Genomic DNA, 16,421 nt, shown 5'->3' on the forward strand with positions numbered 1-16,421 from the left:
TTAGCGGTCCACGTCGGCCATAACGAAATCGATACTACCCAGGTACGCGATCAAGTCCGCGACCATGCTGCCTTTGATCACCGAAGGGATCTGCTGCAGGTGCGGGTAGCTTGGGGTGCGAATCCGGGTGCGGTAGCTCATGGTGCCGCCGTCGCTCGTCAGGTAATAACTGTTGATGCCCTTGGTCGCTTCGATCATCTGAAAGGATTCGTTGGCCGGCATGACCGGGCCCCACGAAACTTGCAGGAAGTGCGTGATCAGGGTCTCGATGTGCTGCAGCGTGCGCTCCTTCGGTGGCGGCGTGGTCAGCGGGTGGTCCGCCTTGTACGGGCCTTCCGGCATGTTGCGCATGCACTGCTCGATGATCTTGACGCTCTGGCGCATCTCCTCGACGCGAACCAGGCAGCGGTCATAGGCATCGCCGCTGGACGCCAGCGGGACTTCGAACTCGAAGTTCTCGTAGCCGGAGTACGGACGCGCCTTGCGCAGGTCGAAGTCCAGGCCGGTGGCGCGCAGGCTCGGGCCGGTGACGCCCCATTCCAGCGCTTCCTTGGTGTTGTAGGCGGCAACGCCGACGGTACGGCCCTTGAGGATGCTGTTCTGCAAGGCGGCCTTGGTGTATTCGTCCAGGCGCTTGGGCATCCACTCGACGAAATCCTTGACCAGCTTTTCCCAGCCGCGCGGCAGGTCGTGGGCCACGCCGCCAATGCGGTACCAGGCCGGGTGCAGGCGGAAACCGGTGATCGCTTCGATCACCGTGTAGGCTTTCTGGCGGTCGGTGAAGGTGAAGAACACCGGCGTCATGGCGCCCACGTCCTGGATGTAGGTCCCCAGGAACAGCAGGTGGCTGGTGATACGGAAGAACTCGGCCATCATGATGCGAATCACGTTGACGCGGTCCGGCACCGTGATGCCTGCCAGTTTTTCCACCGACAGGACGTACGGCAGGTTGTTCATCACCCCGCCGAGGTAGTCGATGCGGTCGGTGTAGGGAATGTAGCTGTGCCAGGACTGGCGTTCGCCCATCTTCTCGGCGCCACGGTGGTGGTAGCCGATGTCCGGGACGCAATCGACGATCTCTTCACCGTCCAGTTGCAGGATGATGCGGAACGCACCGTGGGCCGAGGGGTGGTTCGGGCCCAGGTTGAGGAACATGTAGTCCTCGTTGGCGCCGGAGCGCTTCATGCCCCAGTCTTCAGGCTTGAAGCGTGCGGACTCTTCTTCGAGCTGCTGCTTGGCCAAGGTCAGGCTGTACGGGTCGAACTCGGTGGCGCGGGCTGGGAAGTCCTTGCGCAGCGGGTGACCTTCCCAGGTCGGCGGCATCATGATGCGCGTCAGGTGCGGGTGGCCGGGGAAGTCGATGCCGAACATGTCCCAGACTTCACGCTCGTACCAGTTGGCGTTGGGCCAGATGCCGGTCACGGTCGGCACGCTGAGGTCGCCCTCGGACAAGGCGACCTTGATCATCACGTCACTATTACGCTCTACCGACAACAGGTGGTAGAAGACGGTGAAATCAGCACCTGGCAAGCCCTGACGCTTGGTGCGCAGACGCTCGTCCACGCCATGCAGGTCATAGAGCATGACGTACGGCTTGGGCAGGTTGCGCAGGAATGTCAGGACTTCGATGAGCTTGGCGCGGGCAACCCAAAGCACCGGCATGCCGGTGCGGGTCGACTGGGCGGTGAACGCCTCTGCGCCAAAACGGTTGTTCAGTTCGACGACCACATCCTGGTCGTCTGCCTTGTAAGGCGGGATATACAGAGCACTGCCTGTAGTCATGGTTATTTATCGCTTTCGGTCAACGTAAAGAATGAAGCCAGGTTCTCGTTTCTTCTAAAGAACAGAGCTGGATCAGACTTCGTCGGGGCTGCGCAGATTGGTGACTGCGATTCGCTGTTCGCGGCGCTGTTCCTTTTGCGACGGCATGTCGGCGCGATAGACGCCTTGATCACCGACGACCCAGGACAGTGGGCGACGCTCCTGGCCGATGGATTCCTGCAGCAACATCAGGCCTTGCAGGAAAGCTTCGGGGCGGGGCGGGCAGCCGGGCACATAGACATCCACCGGGAGGAACTTGTCGACTCCCTGGACCACGGAATAAATGTCGTACATGCCGCCGGAGTTGGCACAGGCGCCCATGGAAATGACCCACTTGGGCTCCAGCATCTGTTCGTACAGGCGCTGGATGATGGGGGCCATTTTCAGGAACGGCGTACCGGCGATAACCATGAAATCCGCCTGGCGCGGCGATGCCCGGATCACCTCGGCGCCAAAGCGCGCGATGTCGTGGGGCGCCGTGAAGGCGGTGGTCATTTCCACGTAGCAGCACGAAAGGCCGAAGTTGTACGGCCACAGGGAGTTCTTGCGACCCCAGTTGACCGTGCTGTTCAGCACGTCTTCGAGCTTGCCCATGAAGATGTTCTTGTGGACTTGATCTTCTAACGGATCGGCGACGGTTTCCCGCTTGCCGATCGGATACTGCTCGTTAGGAGCATCGGGGTCGATCCTGGTGAGATTGTATTGCATTGCCAAAGCCTCATTGTTTCAGCTTCGCCTGCCGCTTGCGCCGAGCTTCCGGAGCCCAATCAAGAGCCCCCACCCGGTAAAGGTAGACAAGACCTGCCAACAGAATTGCTATGAAAACGAGAGCTTCGACAAATCCGGTCCAGCCGCTTTCGCGGACGGACACAGACCAGGCAAAGAGAAAGAGGGCTTCGATATCGAAGATCACGAAGAGCATCGCGACCAGATAGAATTTGGCTGAGAGCCGCAAGCGGGCGCCACCGGTAGGCAGCATGCCGGACTCGAACGGTTCATTTTTGCTGCGGCCCCAGGCTTTTGACCCGAGCAGGCTCGACACGCCGAGCATGAAGGCACACAGGCCGACAACACCCAGAAGGAAAATGGCAAAGCCCCAGTTGTGGGCCATGAGTCCTGTCGCTTCGGGCATGCTGGAAATCCTTAACAGAGAGCAAAGGTCTCTGAGCTTGAAAAGAAATAACGCAGTGACGATATGTCGCAGCAATCAATCGCGGTGATTTTATGGCTAAACACCGGGCAAGTAAAATTCCTATAGCGAAATTATTTATTGGAATAAGGACATAGCGCGCCTCCAAGGCTCTGCGACCCCGGCCGGGCGGGGATTGGCTGTTGATTCCTCAAAAGAATTTCGTTTCGAATGTAACAATGAATACCCTCCTCAAATGATAATTATTATTGTTTGGGTGTGGGGCACCGCGTGAGCTCGCTGTAACAACTGAGAACTTGTCTTATATAGCGGTGACTGCAATTGTCAGCGCCGGCCGTTTTACTCTTTTTCAGACTGCCTGATACTGCGTTCGATCAATTTTTCTGCGTATCCACTCATTTTCCTGTGGGAGTTTGTGAAGCATAGGCAAAAAAAAGCCCCGAACCAGTCGGGGCTTCAGATCGTCGGCTTTGCGGTTAGTTTTTATTCGGTCCGCAAAGGCCGTTTACTCGATGAATCAGTGGAACTGTTCTTCTTCGGTCGAGCCGGTCAGCGCAGTCACGGACGAGGTGCCGCCCTGGATCACGGTGGTCATGTCGTCGAAGTAGCCGGTGCCCACTTCCTGCTGGTGGGCCACGAACGTGTAGCCCTTGGCGGCGTCAGCGAATTCCTGCTCTTGCAGCTTCACGTAGGCGGTCATGTCGTTGCGGGCGTAGTCGTGCGCCAGGTTGAACATGCTGTGCCACATGTTGTGGATGCCGGCCAGGGTGATGAACTGGTGCTTGTAGCCCATGGCGGACAGTTCGCGCTGGAACTTGGCGATGGTCGCGTCGTCCAGGTTTTTCTTCCAGTTGAAGGAAGGCGAGCAGTTGTACGACAGCAGTTGGTCCGGGTATTCCTTCTTGATCGCTTCGGCGAAACGACGGGCTTCGTCCAGATCCGGCTTGGCGGTTTCGCACCAGATCAGATCGGCGTACGGCGCGTAGGCCAGGCCGCGGGCGATGGCCTGGTCGAGGCCGGCGCGCACTTTATAGAAGCCTTCCTGGGTGCGAGTGCCGGTGACGAACGGCTGGTCGTACGGGTCGCAGTCCGAGGTCAGCAGGTCGGCGGCGTTGGCGTCGGTACGGGCCAGGATGATGGTCGGTACGCCGGCAACGTCGGCTGCCAGGCGGGCAGCGGTCAGCTTCTGTACGGCTTCCTGGGTCGGAACCAGTACCTTGCCGCCCATGTGGCCGCATTTTTTTACCGAGGCCAGTTGGTCTTCGAAGTGAACGCCAGCGGCGCCTGCCTCGATCATGCTTTTCATCAGCTCGTAGGCATTCAACACGCCGCCGAAACCGGCTTCGGCGTCAGCCACGATCGGGGCGAAGTAATCGATGTAGCCTTCGTCGCCCGGGTTCTTGCCGGCTTTCCACTGGATCTGGTCGGCGCGACGGAACGAGTTGTTGATGCGCTTGACCACGGTTGGAACCGAATCCACTGGGTACAGCGACTGGTCGGGGTACATCGACTCGGCGGAGTTGTTGTCCGCGGCCACTTGCCAGCCCGACAGGTAGATGGCCTGGATGCCGGCCTTGACCTGCTGCACAGCCTGGCCGCCGGTCAAGGCGCCCATGCAGTTGACGAAATCTTTCTCGGGACGGAAGGCTGGCTTGGCGCCCTGGGTGACCAGGTTCCACAGCTTCTCGGCGCCCATTTTCGCAAAGGTGTGCTCAGGTTGAACCGAACCACGCAGACGGACGACGTCAGCAGCGGAGTAATTGCGCTTCACGCCTTTCCAGCGCGGGTTTTCAGCCCAGTCTTTTTCAAGGGCTGCAATTTGCTGTTCGCGTGTCAGTGCCATGGAGATAAACCTCGTCGCATAGGTCTGGGGTGGAAAATTCCTGCTCCTGCCGACCGGGGGGTGGCGTACAAGTCGGTTCAGGCGGGGAGGCGACGGGATGAACGATGGGCTCGAGGGGAAAGTGAGCAGGTAGAGGCGAACTGCGGGCGCATTCGGGCGTCGTGGGCCTTAATACGAACTCAGAGTGATGCCGGGTTACCTAGTTACGCTTCCGTCCCTCGGGACAACTTCGTTCCAGTCGCAACCTCGTCAAACACACCTTGTGGGCGGTACAGACACGAATCAGCTCGCAGGGTGGTTGCAAGCATCGATCCGAAGGCCCTTGCCAGGGCCCCTGATTAGCGGGAGCGAGGCCATCATGCCTTCGGTTTTTTGGCTCGTCAAACGTTTTGTAGTGCTTTTTTTCAAGCACTACATCTTTGGTCTAATACGACTCGTCAGTCAGTTTCCGGTGCTTCAGTTCAGGGTGTCGACCTTCACCCGCAGAATCATGTCATCCCGGCCTTGGGTCGAGTAGCTGCGGGTCATGCCCTGTTTATCGGCTTGAGTCTGACGATTCACCCCGGCCAGGGTGATCCATTCGCCCAGGCGTCCGCTGACGGTTGTGTCGGTACTTTGCACGTTCACTACATCGGGACGTTCCTGGCTCATGCGGTCACGGTTGGTACTGATGCTCAGATGAACGGTCTCGCCAGTGACGCTGGCGGTGACGTAGAAGCCCTGGGTGACGTTGCGGTATTCGGTCTGGCTTTGCATGCGCCCGTAGCTGTCGGTCTGGTTGCTGGTGAACGGCACGCTCTGGCCGACCTGAATCAACGCCGGCTGGCCTTCGCTGGCCTGGATTTGCTGCACGCCGCCGTCTCGGCTGGCCGTGCTGCGGTTGATGATGCGAGTCTGGCTGGGCGCGGCGCCGTTGATCGAGTAACCCTGGTCGCCCTGCAGGTTGTTTTCATTGGTGTCGACTGTGATCAGCAAGCGCTTGGGAGCGGTGTCCAGCTGAGCCAGAAATTGCCGGAGTTCTTCGATCTTGCCCGGTTCGGCATTCACGATCAGTTGGTTGCCGTATGCGCTGACCTGGCCGTCCTTGCCGATGAAATTCTGTGCCACCGGCAGCAAGTCCGCGCTGGTGCGGTAGTTCAGCGGCACGATTTGTGTGTCGGCCATGGCTGACAGGCTGCTACCAAGCAGCAGGAAGGTCAGCAGGGTGCGTGCGAGCATGTCCATTTCTCCGTGAGACAAAGGCCTGATATTGCCAGTTTGTCGGCCTCGGGTGGGGCAAGTTGAATGGTAGACGGCAAAACGCCCCGGCATCGGTGGATGGCGGGGCATTTTGGGGATGGCTTTAGGGCCTCATCGCGAGCAAGCTCGCTCCCACATGGGGTCGCGGGTGTGCGCAAATCATAGGTTCGCCGCTGGCCCTTGTGGGAGCGAGCTTGCTCGCGATTGCCGCGCCGGGGTCTCAGGCCGAGCGCCGCACCATGTCCACATGAGGAATACCGGCTTCGAGGAATTCCTCGCTGACCACCGCAAACCCCAGTCGCTCATAGAACGGCGTTGCATGCACTTGGGCGCTGAGCATCTGTTCCCCGAGCCCGCGTTTTTCGGCCTCGGCGATCACTGCATGCATCAAGGCGTCGCCGACCTTCAGGCCGCGCCAGTCCTTGAGGACCGAGACGCGGCCGATGTGGCCGTTAGTCAGCAAGCGGGCGGTACCGATGGGAAAGTCCCCTTCGAAGGCCAGGAAATGCACGGCGTCCTGGTCATCCGAATCCCACTCCAACTCGGGAGGTACGGATTGCTCGGCAATGAACACCGCTTCACGAATGCGCCGGATCTCGGCGTTATCCTTTTGCCAGTCTGCGACACGAACGTGAATTTTATTCATCGGCGAACCCCAGGCTGCCTTGCTTGATCAACTCATGGATGAGGCCGCGGCCGTCTTCGTCGGCCAGCCATGGGCCGAGGTTTTCGATGTGCAGCGCGTCGGCGGCGCAAATCATCTTCAACAGGTCTCGCAGCTTGCCCGGCAGATAACGGCTCTGGCCGCTGGCGAACAGCAGCAGGTCGTCATCGACTTCCGACCAGGCCAGGCGCGCGCTCGGGTTGCGGATGATTACCGCGCCTTGTTCCAGGCCAGCGAGCAAGTCGTCTTCTTCCAGTTCCGGGCCCACCACCAGTTCCGGGTAGCGTGGCTCGGTCATGAACTGGCCGAACCAGGTCAGCAGCAAACGCTCGTCGCTCATGTGCTCGGCCAACAGGCCCTTGAGGCGGTCCAGTGCGTCGTGTTGGATCTGATGCGGGTCAGCCACGGGGCGTGCATCGGCGTCGGTGTAACGCTCTTCGTCCGGCAGGAACTGGCTGAGGAAGTCGGTGAAATGAGTCAACACCTCGGCGGCGCTCGGCGCGCGGAAGCCGACCGAGTAGGTCATGCAGTCATCCACGGCGACACCGCAGTGAGCCAGGCGTGGCGGCAGGTAGAGCATGTCACCCGGTTCCAGGACCCACTCATCGGTGGCTTCGAAATCGGCGAGGATGCGCAGGTCCGCGTGGGGCAGCAGCGGGCTTTCGGAGTCGCACATCTGGCCGATCTTCCAGTTGCGCTTGCCATGGCCTTGCAGCAGGAAGACGTCGTAGTTGTCGAAATGCGGGCCCACGCCGCCACCAGGGGCGGCGAAGCTGATCATCACATCGTCGATGCGCCAGCTCGGCAGGAAGCGGAAATGCTCCAGCAGCTCGCTGACTTCGGGGACAAACTGGTCGACAGCCTGCACCAGCAAGGTCCACTCGCGTTCCGGCAGCTTGCTGAATTCGTCTTCGGCGAATGGGCCGCGACGCAATTCCCAAGGTCGCTCGCCGTGCTCGATCACGAGGCGCGATTCGACTTCTTCTTCCAGCGCAAGGCCAGCCAGTTCGTCGGCATCGATCGGGCTTTCGAAGTCAGGAATGGCCTGGCGGATCAGCAGCGGTTTCTTCTGCCAGTAGTCGCGCAGGAACTCCCGTGCCGTGATGCCGCCCAGGAGTTGCAGTGGAATGTCAGGATTCATGTGTAACCTATTGAAAAAATATACTTTTCAGACGCGAATAAAAACGCCCGGCGCGGCCGGGCGTCTCAAAGGTGGAGCGATGGATCAGATGCGCTTGGCTTGTGCCGCCGCGTTGCCGATGTAGCTGGCCGGGGTCAGCTTCTTCAGCTCGGTCTTGGCCTCGGCAGGCATGTCCAGGCCATCGATGAAAGTCTGCAGTGCTTCAGGGCTGATGCCCTTGCCACGGGTCAGTTCTTTCAGTTTTTCATACGGGTTTTCGATGTTGTAGCGACGCATCACGGTCTGGATCGGCTCGGCCAGGACTTCCCAGCAGGCGTCCAGGTCAGCGGCGATCTTCTGCTCGTTGAGCTCCAGCTTGCTGATGCCCTTGAGGCTGGCCTCGTAGGCGATGACGCTGTGGGCGAAACCCACGCCCAGGTTGCGCAGCACGGTGGAGTCGGTCAGGTCGCGCTGCCAGCGGGAAATCGGCAGCTTGCTCGCCAGGTGCTGGAACAGCGCGTTGGCGATGCCCAGGTTGCCTTCGGAGTTTTCGAAGTCGATCGGGTTGACCTTGTGCGGCATGGTCGAGGAACCGATCTCGCCGGCGATGGTGCGCTGCTTGAAGTAACCCAGGGAGATGTAGCCCCAGATGTCACGGTCGAAGTCGATCAGGATGGTGTTGAAGCGTGCGATCGCGTCGAACAGCTCGGCGATGTAGTCGTGCGGTTCGATCTGGGTGGTGTACGGGTTGAAGCTCAGGCCCAGCTCGTCTTCGATGAAGGCGCGGGCGTTGGCTTCCCAGTCGATGTCCGGATAGGCCGACAGGTGGGCGTTGTAGTTGCCCACGGCGCCGTTGATCTTGCCCAGCAACGGCACGGCGGCCACTTGGGCGATCTGGCGCTCCAGGCGGTAGACCACGTTCGCCAGCTCCTTGCCCAGGGTGGTCGGCGAAGCCGGTTGACCGTGGGTACGCGACAGCATCGGCACGTCGGCGAAGCGGATCGCCAGCTCGCGGATAGCCTGGGCGGTCTGGCGCATCAGGGGGAGCATTACTTCGTCACGGCCTTCGCGCAGCATCAGGGCGTGGGACAGGTTGTTGATGTCCTCGCTGGTGCAGGCAAAGTGGATGAACTCACTGACGTTGGCCAGTTCCGGCAACTTGGCCGCCTGCTCCTTGAGCAGATATTCGATGGCCTTGACGTCGTGGTTGGTGGTGCGCTCGATCTCTTTGACGCGCTCGGCGTGCTCCAGCGCGAAATCGTCGGCCAGGGTATTCAGTACCGCGTTGGCTTCGGCGGAAAACGCCGGGACTTCGCCAATGCCAGGATGGGCGGCCAGGCGCTGGAGCCAGCGCACTTCAACCAGGACGCGGGCACGGATCAGGCCGTACTCGCTGAAAATCGGGCGCAGGGCCTGGGTTTTGCCGGCGTAGCGGCCGTCTACAGGGGAAACCGCAGTGAGCGAAGAGAGCTGCATGGGGTGTTCTCGGACAGTCGGGCAACGAAATGGGGCGCGTATCATACATGAAAACCAGCGCCGGTCCGTCGCCAACTGACCGGCGTGTTACGCGTAACAAGTTAAAACTAAAGCTATTGATCACCTGTGGCGAGGGAGCTTGCTCCCGCTGGGGCGCGAAGCGGCCCTGAATCCAAGCCGCGCGCTAGATCCGCCGGGCTCAGGGGGCTGCGTTGCAGCCCAGCGGGAGCAAGCTCCCTCGCCACAAAGGCGACTTATTCGTTGCGCATCAACGGGTAAAGCTCTTTCAATAATTTGCGTCGGCTGATCACCAGTTGCCAGCGATGGCCGCCCAGCTGCCGCCACAGCCGTGCCGAACGGATCCCGGCCAGGAGCAGGGCACGGATTTTCGAGGCATTGCTCGGTTGCTGCAGGTTGCGCATGTCGCCGTGCACCTGGATGCGCTGGCGCAGGGTGCTCAGGGTGTCCTGGTACAGCGCACCGCACGCGGCAATGACGTTTTCGTGGGAGGGGCCGAAGTGCTCGACCTGGGACTGGATCTGCGGCAGGCGATTGCCGATGGTTTCCAGCAAATCTTCGCGCTTGGCCAACTGGCGCTCCAGGCCCAGCATCGACAGGGCGTAGCGCAGTGGTTCGCGTTGCAGGGTGCTGGGGTCGCGCTCCAGGGCGCCGATCAAGGCGCGATAGCCCTCGCGCAGGTTCAGGTCGTCGCCACCATAGACCTCCAGCGTGTCCTTGGGGTCGCGCACCAGCAAGCTGCCGAGCATGCAGCCCAGGCCGGCTTCGGTGGCCTGGCCGGTCTTCGCGATCCGGTCCACCAGCACGGCGGCCAGAAATACGCCGCCCAGTGCCGTCAGTTGCTCCTGGATCGGCGTCATGCCTTGCTGCTCCATGGCTCGGCGACTTCGATCACGCCGCCGCCCAGGCAGATTTCGCCGTCATAGAACACCACGGATTGGCCGGGTGTGACCGCTCGCTGCGGGTCATCGAACGTGGCCCGATAACCGCTGGCGGTTTTTTCCAGGGTGCAGGGCTGGTCGCTCTGGCGGTAGCGAACCTTGGCCGTGAGGCGGCGCGGTTCGCTGAGGTCGATCGGATTCACCCAATAGATGTCGGAGGCGAGCAGGGCGCCGGAAAACAGCCAAGGATGGTCGTTGCCCTGGCCGACGATCAGCTCGTTGTGCTCCAGGTCCTTGATCAGTACGTACCACGGCTCTTCGCCAGCATCTTTCAGCCCGCCGATGCCCAAACCCTGGCGCTGGCCGATGGTGTGGTACATCAAGCCATGGTGGCGGCCGATGACCTCGCCTTCGGTCGTCTTGATCTCGCCCGGCTGGGCGGGCAGGTATTGCTTGAGGAAATCGCTGAAACGGCGCTCGCCAATGAAGCAGATTCCGGTGGAATCTTTCTTCTTGGCGGTGGCCAGGTCATGTTTCTCGGCAATCGCGCGCACTTCAGGCTTTTCCAGTTCGCCGACCGGGAACAGAGTCTTGGCGATCTGTTCGCCGCCGACGGCATGCAGGAAGTAGCTCTGGTCCTTGTTCGGGTCCAGGCCCTTGAGCAATTCGGTGCGGCCATCGATGTCGCGGCGGCGCACATAGTGGCCGGTGGCGATCAGGTCGGCGCCGAGCATCATCGCGTAGTCGAGGAACGCCTTGAACTTGATCTCGCGGTTGCAAAGGATGTCCGGGTTCGGCGTGCGGCCGGCCTTGTATTCGGCCAGGAAGTGCTCGAACACGTTGTCCCAGTACTCGGCGGCGAAGTTGGCGGTGTGCAGCTTGATGCCGATCTTGTCGCACACGGCCTGGGCGTCCGCCAGGTCGTCCATGGCGGTGCAGTATTCGGTTCCGTCGTCTTCTTCCCAGTTCTTCATGAACAGGCCTTCCACCTCATAACCCTGCTCGATCAGCAGAAGGGCGGAAACGGAAGAGTCCACGCCACCGGACATGCCGACGATGACGCGTTGCTTTGGGGTGTTCGAAGAGGCTGGATCACGCATAGGAATTCAATGAGTGTCTTGAAAAAGGACGCGATTCTATCAGGCCCGGGCGCGCAAGGCTAAAGAGAAGGGCGGATAAGCGCCAGGCTATGGCGATGGCCGGCCAGGTAATCGTCGATGCAGCGGATGATCAGCTCGCTGCGCCAGTGCTCGCGCTGTTCGAGCAGTTCGTCGCGGGTCAGCCATTTGGCGCCGAGGATGCCGTCGTCCAGTTGATAGTCGGGGTGGTGTTTCAGAGCCTTGGCGGCGAAGCAGACTCGTTGGTAGGTCACGCCATTGCTGGGGGCTGTGTAGAGGTAGATGCCGGTGACGCTGGTGGGTTCGACGTCCCAGCCAGTTTCTTCGAGGGTTTCGCGTATGGCGGCTTCGATCAGGGTTTCGTTGGGGTCCAGGTGGCCGGCGGGCTGGTTGAGCACTGCGCGTCCGCCTTTGGATTCTTCCACCATCAGGAAGCGGCCGTTGTCTTCGACGATGGTGGCGACGGTGATGTGGGGGTGCCAGTTCATAAGGTTCTTCTATTTCTCGGATTGGAATGTGGGTTGCTGTGGGGCTTGCAGCTGGCCGGGGGTGTTGACTGGTTACATATCCATTGCTGCGGTAACGGCTGCTTAGGGTTCCGCTCTTACAGCGGGTCACTTTTTTCAGACGCCAAAAAAGTAACCAAAAAGGCTTTGCCCCACCACTCGGTGCCTCGCCTAGGCTCGGCATGCCCTCTCTCCGGCATTGCTCCGTGGGCCGCCGCGAAGGGCCATCCATGGCCCAGCGCGGCTAACCCGGCATCCATGCCGGGTTGCCCACTGCGCAATGCCTGCGTTCGGCCATCGTGGTTAATGGGGCGTCCGAGATCAAGATCAAGATCAAGATCAAAATCAAAAGCGAGGCGGCCTGACAGCCGGCCTGGTTCTCCCGGTCGTACACCTGTCAGATCTGTTTGAGCAGGACCTGTGGGAGCAAAGCTTGCTCGCGATAGCGGTGGGTCAGTCAATATTTGAATTGAATGATGAATTGCAATCGCGAGCAAGCTCGCTCCCACAGGGGGAATATGTTGCCGGGGAAATTGGAGGCAGAAACACAAACCCCGGCACAAGGCCGGGGTTTGTGGTGCTTCCTTACAGCCTTACACCAACGCAGCAATCGCCGCGTTGAAGGTGGTGCTTGGGCGCATGGCCTTGCTGGTCAGCTCGGGGTTGGCGAAGTAGTAGCCGCCGATGTCCGCTGGCTTGCCTTGGACGGCGTTGAGCTCGGCAACGATTTTTTCTTCGTTGTCGGTCAAGGTCTTGGCCAGGGTGGTGAACTGCGCCTTGAGGGCTGCGTCGTCATCCTGGGCGGCCAGGGCCTGGGCCCAGAACAGGGTCAGGTAGAAGTGGCTGCCGCGGTTGTCGATACCGCCGACCTTGCGCGAAGGCGACTTGTTGCGGTCCAGGAACTCGCCAGTCGCCTGGTCGAGGGTCTTGGCCAGTACCAGCGCCTTGGGATTGTCGTAGGTCACGCCCAGATGTTCGAGGGACGCGGCCAAGGCCAGGAACTCGCCCAAGGAATCCCAGCGCAGGAAGTTTTCTTCCAGCAGTTGCTGCACGTGCTTGGGTGCCGAACCGCCGGCGCCGGTTTCGAACAGGCCGCCACCGTTCATCAGCGGCACGATCGACAGCATCTTGGCGCTGGTGCCCAGTTCCATGATCGGGAACAGGTCCGTGAGGTAGTCGCGCAGTACGTTGCCGGTCACCGAAATGGTGTCCTTGCCTTCGCGGGTGCGAGCCAGGGTGAACTTCATCGCGTCGACCGGCGACATGATGCGGATATCCAGGCCGGAAGTGTCGTGGTCCTTCAGGTAGGCCTGGACCTTCTCGATCATCACGCCGTCGTGGGCGCGCATCGGGTCGAGCCAGAAGATCGCCGGGGTGCTGCTGGCGCGGGCACGGTTGACGGCCAGCTTGACCCAGTCCTGGATCGGTGCGTCCTTGGTCTGGCACATGCGGAAGATATCGCCGGCCTCGACAGTTTGCTCCAGCAGGGTTTGACCGTTGTTGTCCGAAACACGGACCACGCCGTCAGCCTTGATCTGGAAGGTCTTGTCGTGGGAACCGTATTCTTCGGCTTTCTTGGCCATCAGGCCGACGTTCGGCACGCTGCCCATGGTGGTTGGGTCGAAGGCGCCGTGTTGCTTGCAGTCTTCGATCACCGCCTGGTAGATGGTGGCGTAGCAGCGATCCGGGATCACGGCCTTGGTGTCGTGCAGCTGGCCGTCGGTGCCCCACATCTTGCCGGAGTCACGGATCATGGCTGGCATCGAGGCGTCGACGATGACGTCGCTCGGCACGTGCAGGTTGGTGATGCCCTTGTCGGAGTTGACCATCGCCAGTGCTGGGCGCACGGCGTAGACCGCCTGGATGTCGGCCTCGATCTGTGCCTGCTGCTCGGCCGGGAGGGCCTTGATGCGGGCGTACAGGTCGCCGATGCCGTTGTTCAGGTTGAAACCGATCTGTTCCAGCACTTCGGCGTGCTTGGCCAGCGCGTCCTTGTAGTACTCGGCGACGATCTGGCCGAACATGATCGGGTCCGAGACCTTCATCATGGTGGCTTTGAGGTGGACCGACAGCAGGACGCCTTTTTGCTTGGCGTCTTCGATTTCGGCGGCGATGAAGTTGCGCAGGGCATTCTTGCTCAGCACGGCGCAATCGAGGATCTCACCGGCTTGCACGGTGGTTTTTTCTTTCAGGACGGTGGCAGTGCCGTCCTTGGCGATCAGCTCGATCTTCACGGTGCCCGCGGCATCGATCAGGGCGGCTTTTTCGCTGCCGTAGAAATCGCCGGCGCTCATGTGAGCCACGTGGGATTTGGAATCGGCAGCCCAGGCGCCCATCTTGTGCGGGTGCTTGCGAGCGTAGTTCTTGACCGACAGCGGCGCGCGGCGGTCGGAGTTGCCTTCGCGCAGGACCGGATTCACGGCGCTGCCCTTGACCTTGTCGTAACGAGCGCGAGCGTCTTTCTCGGCGTCGGTGGTCACGGTTTCCGGGTAGTCCGGCAGTGCGTAGCCCTGGGCCTGCAATTCCTTGATCGCGGCCTGCAGTTGCGGCACCGAGGCGCTGATGTTCGGCAGCTTGATGATGTTGGCTTCAGGCGTAACGGCCAGGTCGCCCAGTTCGGCGAGGTGGTCGGCTACGGCTTTGTCGCCCAGTTGCTCGGGGAAGCTGGCCAGGATGCGCCCTGCGAGGGAGATATCGCGGGTTTCCACGGCGATATCGGCCGAAGCGGTGAAGGCTTCGACGATCGGCAGCAGCGAATAGGTGGCGAGGGCAGGCGCTTCGTCGGTGAAGGTATAGATGATCTTCGAGCGGGTGGGCATATTCGGATTAACTCTCTTCTTTGCTAAAGCATGCGCAGAAACTCGAGGGGCGCCGGGTAAGCGCGTTCGTTCAAAGTCATCCGTGAGCCGAATGTCGAGGTTTCTTCGCGGTATGTTGGGTGCATCAGTCGAGCGTCAAGCGGTCGGGCCGCGGTAACGGTCCGGCTTTCAAGTTGGCGGAAAGTCTCGTGATAGAGCCGTCAGCCGTCGTGACCCTGTGGTCAGCGGCGGCATTATACATAGGTAGCTGGCGATCTGCCGACGGTTCATAGACTTCCGTACACGTCCATTGGTCTAAACGTCGCATGCCCGGGAGTTGGACTATGCTGAATTTTGGCGCTTTTCCCTTGGTTATCAGGCTTGTACGTGGCGAAGTTGATTGATTTGCCCGGGATGGGCCGAACGTAGGGTTTGCGTGCCGATACAACTGGGGTACGCTCGAACGCAGCCAGATGTTCAATCCAAGCAATGGAGTTCAGCATGGGGTATCAAAAGATTCAGGTTCCGGCCGTCGGTGACAAAATCACCGTCAATGCAGACCATTCTCTTAATGTTCCCGACAACCCGATCATCCCCTTCATTGAAGGAGACGGCATTGGCGTTGATATCAGTCCGGTCATGATCAAGGTGGTGGACGCGGCAGTCGAGAAGGCCTACGGCGGCAAGCGCAAGATTTCCTGGATGGAAGTCTATGCAGGCGAAAAAGCGACCCAGGTCTACGACCAGGACACCTGGCTACCCCAGGAAACCCTGGACGCGGTCAAGGACTACGTGGTTTCCATCAAGGGCCCGCTGACCACGCCGGTCGGTGGCGGTATCCGCTCGCTGAACGTAGCGCTGCGCCAGCAGCTCGACCTCTATGTCTGCCTGCGCCCGGTGCGCTGGTTCGAAGGTGTGCCAAGCCCTGTCAAGAAGCCGGGCGACGTGGACATGACGATCTTCCGCGAAAACTCCGAAGACATCTATGCCGGTATCGAGTGGAAGGCCGGTTCGGCCGAGGCCACCAAGGTCATCAAGTTCCTCAAAGAAGAAATGGGCGTCACCAAGATCCGCTTCGACGAAGACTGCGGCATCGGTGTGAAGCCGGTTTCCAAGCAGGGCACCAAGCGCCTGGCGCGCAAAGCCTTGCAGTATGTTGTCGACAATGACCGCGATTCGCTGACCATCGTGCACAAAGGCAACATCATGAAGTTCACCGAAGGTGCCTTCAAGGAATGGGCCTACGAAGTGGCGGCCGAGGAGTTCGGCGCGACCCTGCTCGACGGCGGGCCGTGGATGCAGTTCAAGAATCCGAAGACCGGCAAGAATGTCGTGGTCAAGGATGCCATCGCCGACGCCATGCTCCAGCAGATCCTGCTGCGCCCGGCGGAATACGACGTGATTGCGACCCTGAACCTCAACGGCGACTACCTCTCCGATGCCCTGGCGGCGGAAGTGGGCGGTATCGGCATCGCGCCGGGCGCCAACCTGTCCGACACCGTGGCGATGTTCGAAGCCACCCACGGCACCGCGCCCAAGTACGCGGGCAAGGACCAGGTCAACCCGGGGTCGCTGATCCTTTCGGCGGAAATGATGCTGCGCCACATGGGGTGGACCGAAGCGGCCGACCTGATCATCAAGGGCACCAACGGCGCGATTTCGGCCAAGACCGTGACCTATGACTTCGAACGCCTGATGGACGGTGCCAAGCTGGTGTCGTCTTCCGGCTTCGGCGATGCGCTGATTTCGCACATGTAAGCGAAGCCTGGACACAAAAATGCCCGGTT

At 60.6% G+C, this 16,421-nt stretch carries 13 protein-coding genes; 1 reads left to right on the plus strand and 12 read right to left on the minus strand.

Annotated elements, in window-relative coordinates; translation table 11 throughout:
* From nuoC to J3P79_RS10200, 12 genes are all read right to left on the minus strand, one after another.
* Positions 1-1,782, minus strand: coding sequence for an NADH-quinone oxidoreductase subunit C/D (gene nuoC / locus J3P79_RS10145; protein WP_434610139.1), 1,782 nt, complete (start codon positions 1,780-1,782; stop codon positions 1-3).
* A gap of 72 nt (positions 1,783-1,854) precedes the next feature.
* Positions 1,855-2,529, minus strand: coding sequence for a NuoB/complex I 20 kDa subunit family protein (locus J3P79_RS10150; RefSeq protein WP_039592874.1), 675 nt, complete (start codon positions 2,527-2,529; stop codon positions 1,855-1,857).
* Positions 2,530-2,539: 10 nt separating this feature from the next.
* Positions 2,540-2,953: an NADH-quinone oxidoreductase subunit A gene (locus tag J3P79_RS10155; protein ID WP_030141323.1), complete on the minus strand. Its 414-nt coding sequence runs from the start codon at positions 2,951-2,953 to the stop codon at positions 2,540-2,542.
* 535 nt (positions 2,954-3,488) lie between these two features.
* Entirely contained in the window at positions 3,489-4,814 is a 1,326-nt protein-coding gene (aceA, locus tag J3P79_RS10160; protein WP_014337679.1) for an isocitrate lyase, read from the minus strand.
* Between the two features lie 456 nt (positions 4,815-5,270).
* Positions 5,271-6,032 (minus strand): secretin N-terminal domain-containing protein, encoded by a 762-nt coding sequence (locus tag J3P79_RS10165; RefSeq protein ID WP_434610141.1) that lies wholly within the window; start codon positions 6,030-6,032, stop codon positions 5,271-5,273.
* A gap of 241 nt (positions 6,033-6,273) precedes the next feature.
* On the minus strand, positions 6,274-6,699 hold the full coding sequence (locus J3P79_RS10170) for a GNAT family N-acetyltransferase (protein WP_434610144.1): 426 nt from the start codon (positions 6,697-6,699) through the stop codon (positions 6,274-6,276).
* Positions 6,692-7,858 carry a JmjC domain-containing protein gene (locus J3P79_RS10175; protein WP_434610145.1) on the minus strand — a complete coding sequence of 389 codons (1,167 nt, stop codon included), beginning with the start codon at positions 7,856-7,858 and terminating at the stop codon, positions 6,692-6,694. Before J3P79_RS10175 ends, J3P79_RS10170 begins: the two co-directional genes overlap by 8 nt.
* Positions 7,859-7,942: 84 nt before the next feature.
* Entirely contained in the window at positions 7,943-9,313 is a 1,371-nt protein-coding gene (gene purB / locus J3P79_RS10180; protein WP_434610148.1) for an adenylosuccinate lyase, read from the minus strand.
* A gap of 254 nt (positions 9,314-9,567) precedes the next feature.
* The gene (gene hflD / locus J3P79_RS10185) at positions 9,568-10,191 is read right to left on the minus strand and encodes a high frequency lysogenization protein HflD (protein ID WP_434610150.1); all 624 of its coding nucleotides are present in this window, start codon (positions 10,189-10,191) and stop codon (positions 9,568-9,570) included.
* Positions 10,188-11,312 carry a tRNA 2-thiouridine(34) synthase MnmA gene (mnmA, locus tag J3P79_RS10190; RefSeq protein ID WP_434610152.1) on the minus strand — a complete coding sequence of 375 codons (1,125 nt, stop codon included), beginning with the start codon at positions 11,310-11,312 and terminating at the stop codon, positions 10,188-10,190. The genes hflD and mnmA overlap by 4 nt, the downstream gene beginning before the upstream one ends.
* Before the next feature lie 59 nt (positions 11,313-11,371).
* The gene (locus J3P79_RS10195; RefSeq protein WP_434610154.1) at positions 11,372-11,818 is read right to left on the minus strand and encodes an NUDIX hydrolase; all 447 of its coding nucleotides are present in this window, start codon (positions 11,816-11,818) and stop codon (positions 11,372-11,374) included.
* Positions 11,819-12,429: 611 nt separating this feature from the next.
* Positions 12,430-14,655: an NADP-dependent isocitrate dehydrogenase gene (locus J3P79_RS10200; protein ID WP_434610157.1), complete on the minus strand. Its 2,226-nt coding sequence runs from the start codon at positions 14,653-14,655 to the stop codon at positions 12,430-12,432.
* A gap of 480 nt (positions 14,656-15,135) precedes the next feature.
* On the opposite strand from J3P79_RS10200, the gene icd reads away from it, so the two are divergent.
* Positions 15,136-16,392: an NADP-dependent isocitrate dehydrogenase gene (gene icd / locus J3P79_RS10205; protein WP_030141334.1), complete on the plus strand. Its 1,257-nt coding sequence runs from the start codon at positions 15,136-15,138 to the stop codon at positions 16,390-16,392.
* Positions 16,393-16,421: the final 29 nt, after the last annotated feature.

It is taken from the genome of Pseudomonas sp. R1-7 (assembly GCF_051132105.1).
Lineage (GTDB): Bacteria > Pseudomonadota > Gammaproteobacteria > Pseudomonadales > Pseudomonadaceae > Aquipseudomonas.

What these genes read in the sequence shown, in the direction of transcription:
- nuoC (WP_434610139.1), bottom strand. Translation starts at nt 1,782, where the DNA reads ATGACTACAGGCAGTGCTCTGTATATCCCGCCTTACAAGGCAGACGAC.
- J3P79_RS10150 (WP_039592874.1), bottom strand. Translation starts at nt 2,529, where the DNA reads ATGCAATACAATCTCACCAGGATCGACCCCGATGCTCCTAACGAGCAG.
- J3P79_RS10155 (WP_030141323.1), bottom strand. Translation starts at nt 2,953, where the DNA reads ATGCCCGAAGCGACAGGACTCATGGCCCACAACTGGGGCTTTGCCATT.
- aceA (WP_014337679.1), bottom strand. Translation starts at nt 4,814, where the DNA reads ATGGCACTGACACGCGAACAGCAAATTGCAGCCCTTGAAAAAGACTGG.
- J3P79_RS10165 (WP_434610141.1), bottom strand. Translation starts at nt 6,032, where the DNA reads ATGCTCGCACGCACCCTGCTGACCTTCCTGCTGCTTGGTAGCAGCCTG.
- J3P79_RS10170 (WP_434610144.1), bottom strand. Translation starts at nt 6,699, where the DNA reads ATGAATAAAATTCACGTTCGTGTCGCAGACTGGCAAAAGGATAACGCC.
- J3P79_RS10175 (WP_434610145.1), bottom strand. Translation starts at nt 7,858, where the DNA reads ATGAATCCTGACATTCCACTGCAACTCCTGGGCGGCATCACGGCACGG.
- purB (WP_434610148.1), bottom strand. Translation starts at nt 9,313, where the DNA reads ATGCAGCTCTCTTCGCTCACTGCGGTTTCCCCTGTAGACGGCCGCTAC.
- hflD (WP_434610150.1), bottom strand. Translation starts at nt 10,191, where the DNA reads ATGACGCCGATCCAGGAGCAACTGACGGCACTGGGCGGCGTATTTCTG.
- mnmA (WP_434610152.1), bottom strand. Translation starts at nt 11,312, where the DNA reads ATGCGTGATCCAGCCTCTTCGAACACCCCAAAGCAACGCGTCATCGTC.
- J3P79_RS10195 (WP_434610154.1), bottom strand. Translation starts at nt 11,818, where the DNA reads ATGAACTGGCACCCCCACATCACCGTCGCCACCATCGTCGAAGACAAC.
- J3P79_RS10200 (WP_434610157.1), bottom strand. Translation starts at nt 14,655, where the DNA reads ATGCCCACCCGCTCGAAGATCATCTATACCTTCACCGACGAAGCGCCT.
- icd (WP_030141334.1), top strand. Translation starts at nt 15,136, where the DNA reads ATGGGGTATCAAAAGATTCAGGTTCCGGCCGTCGGTGACAAAATCACC.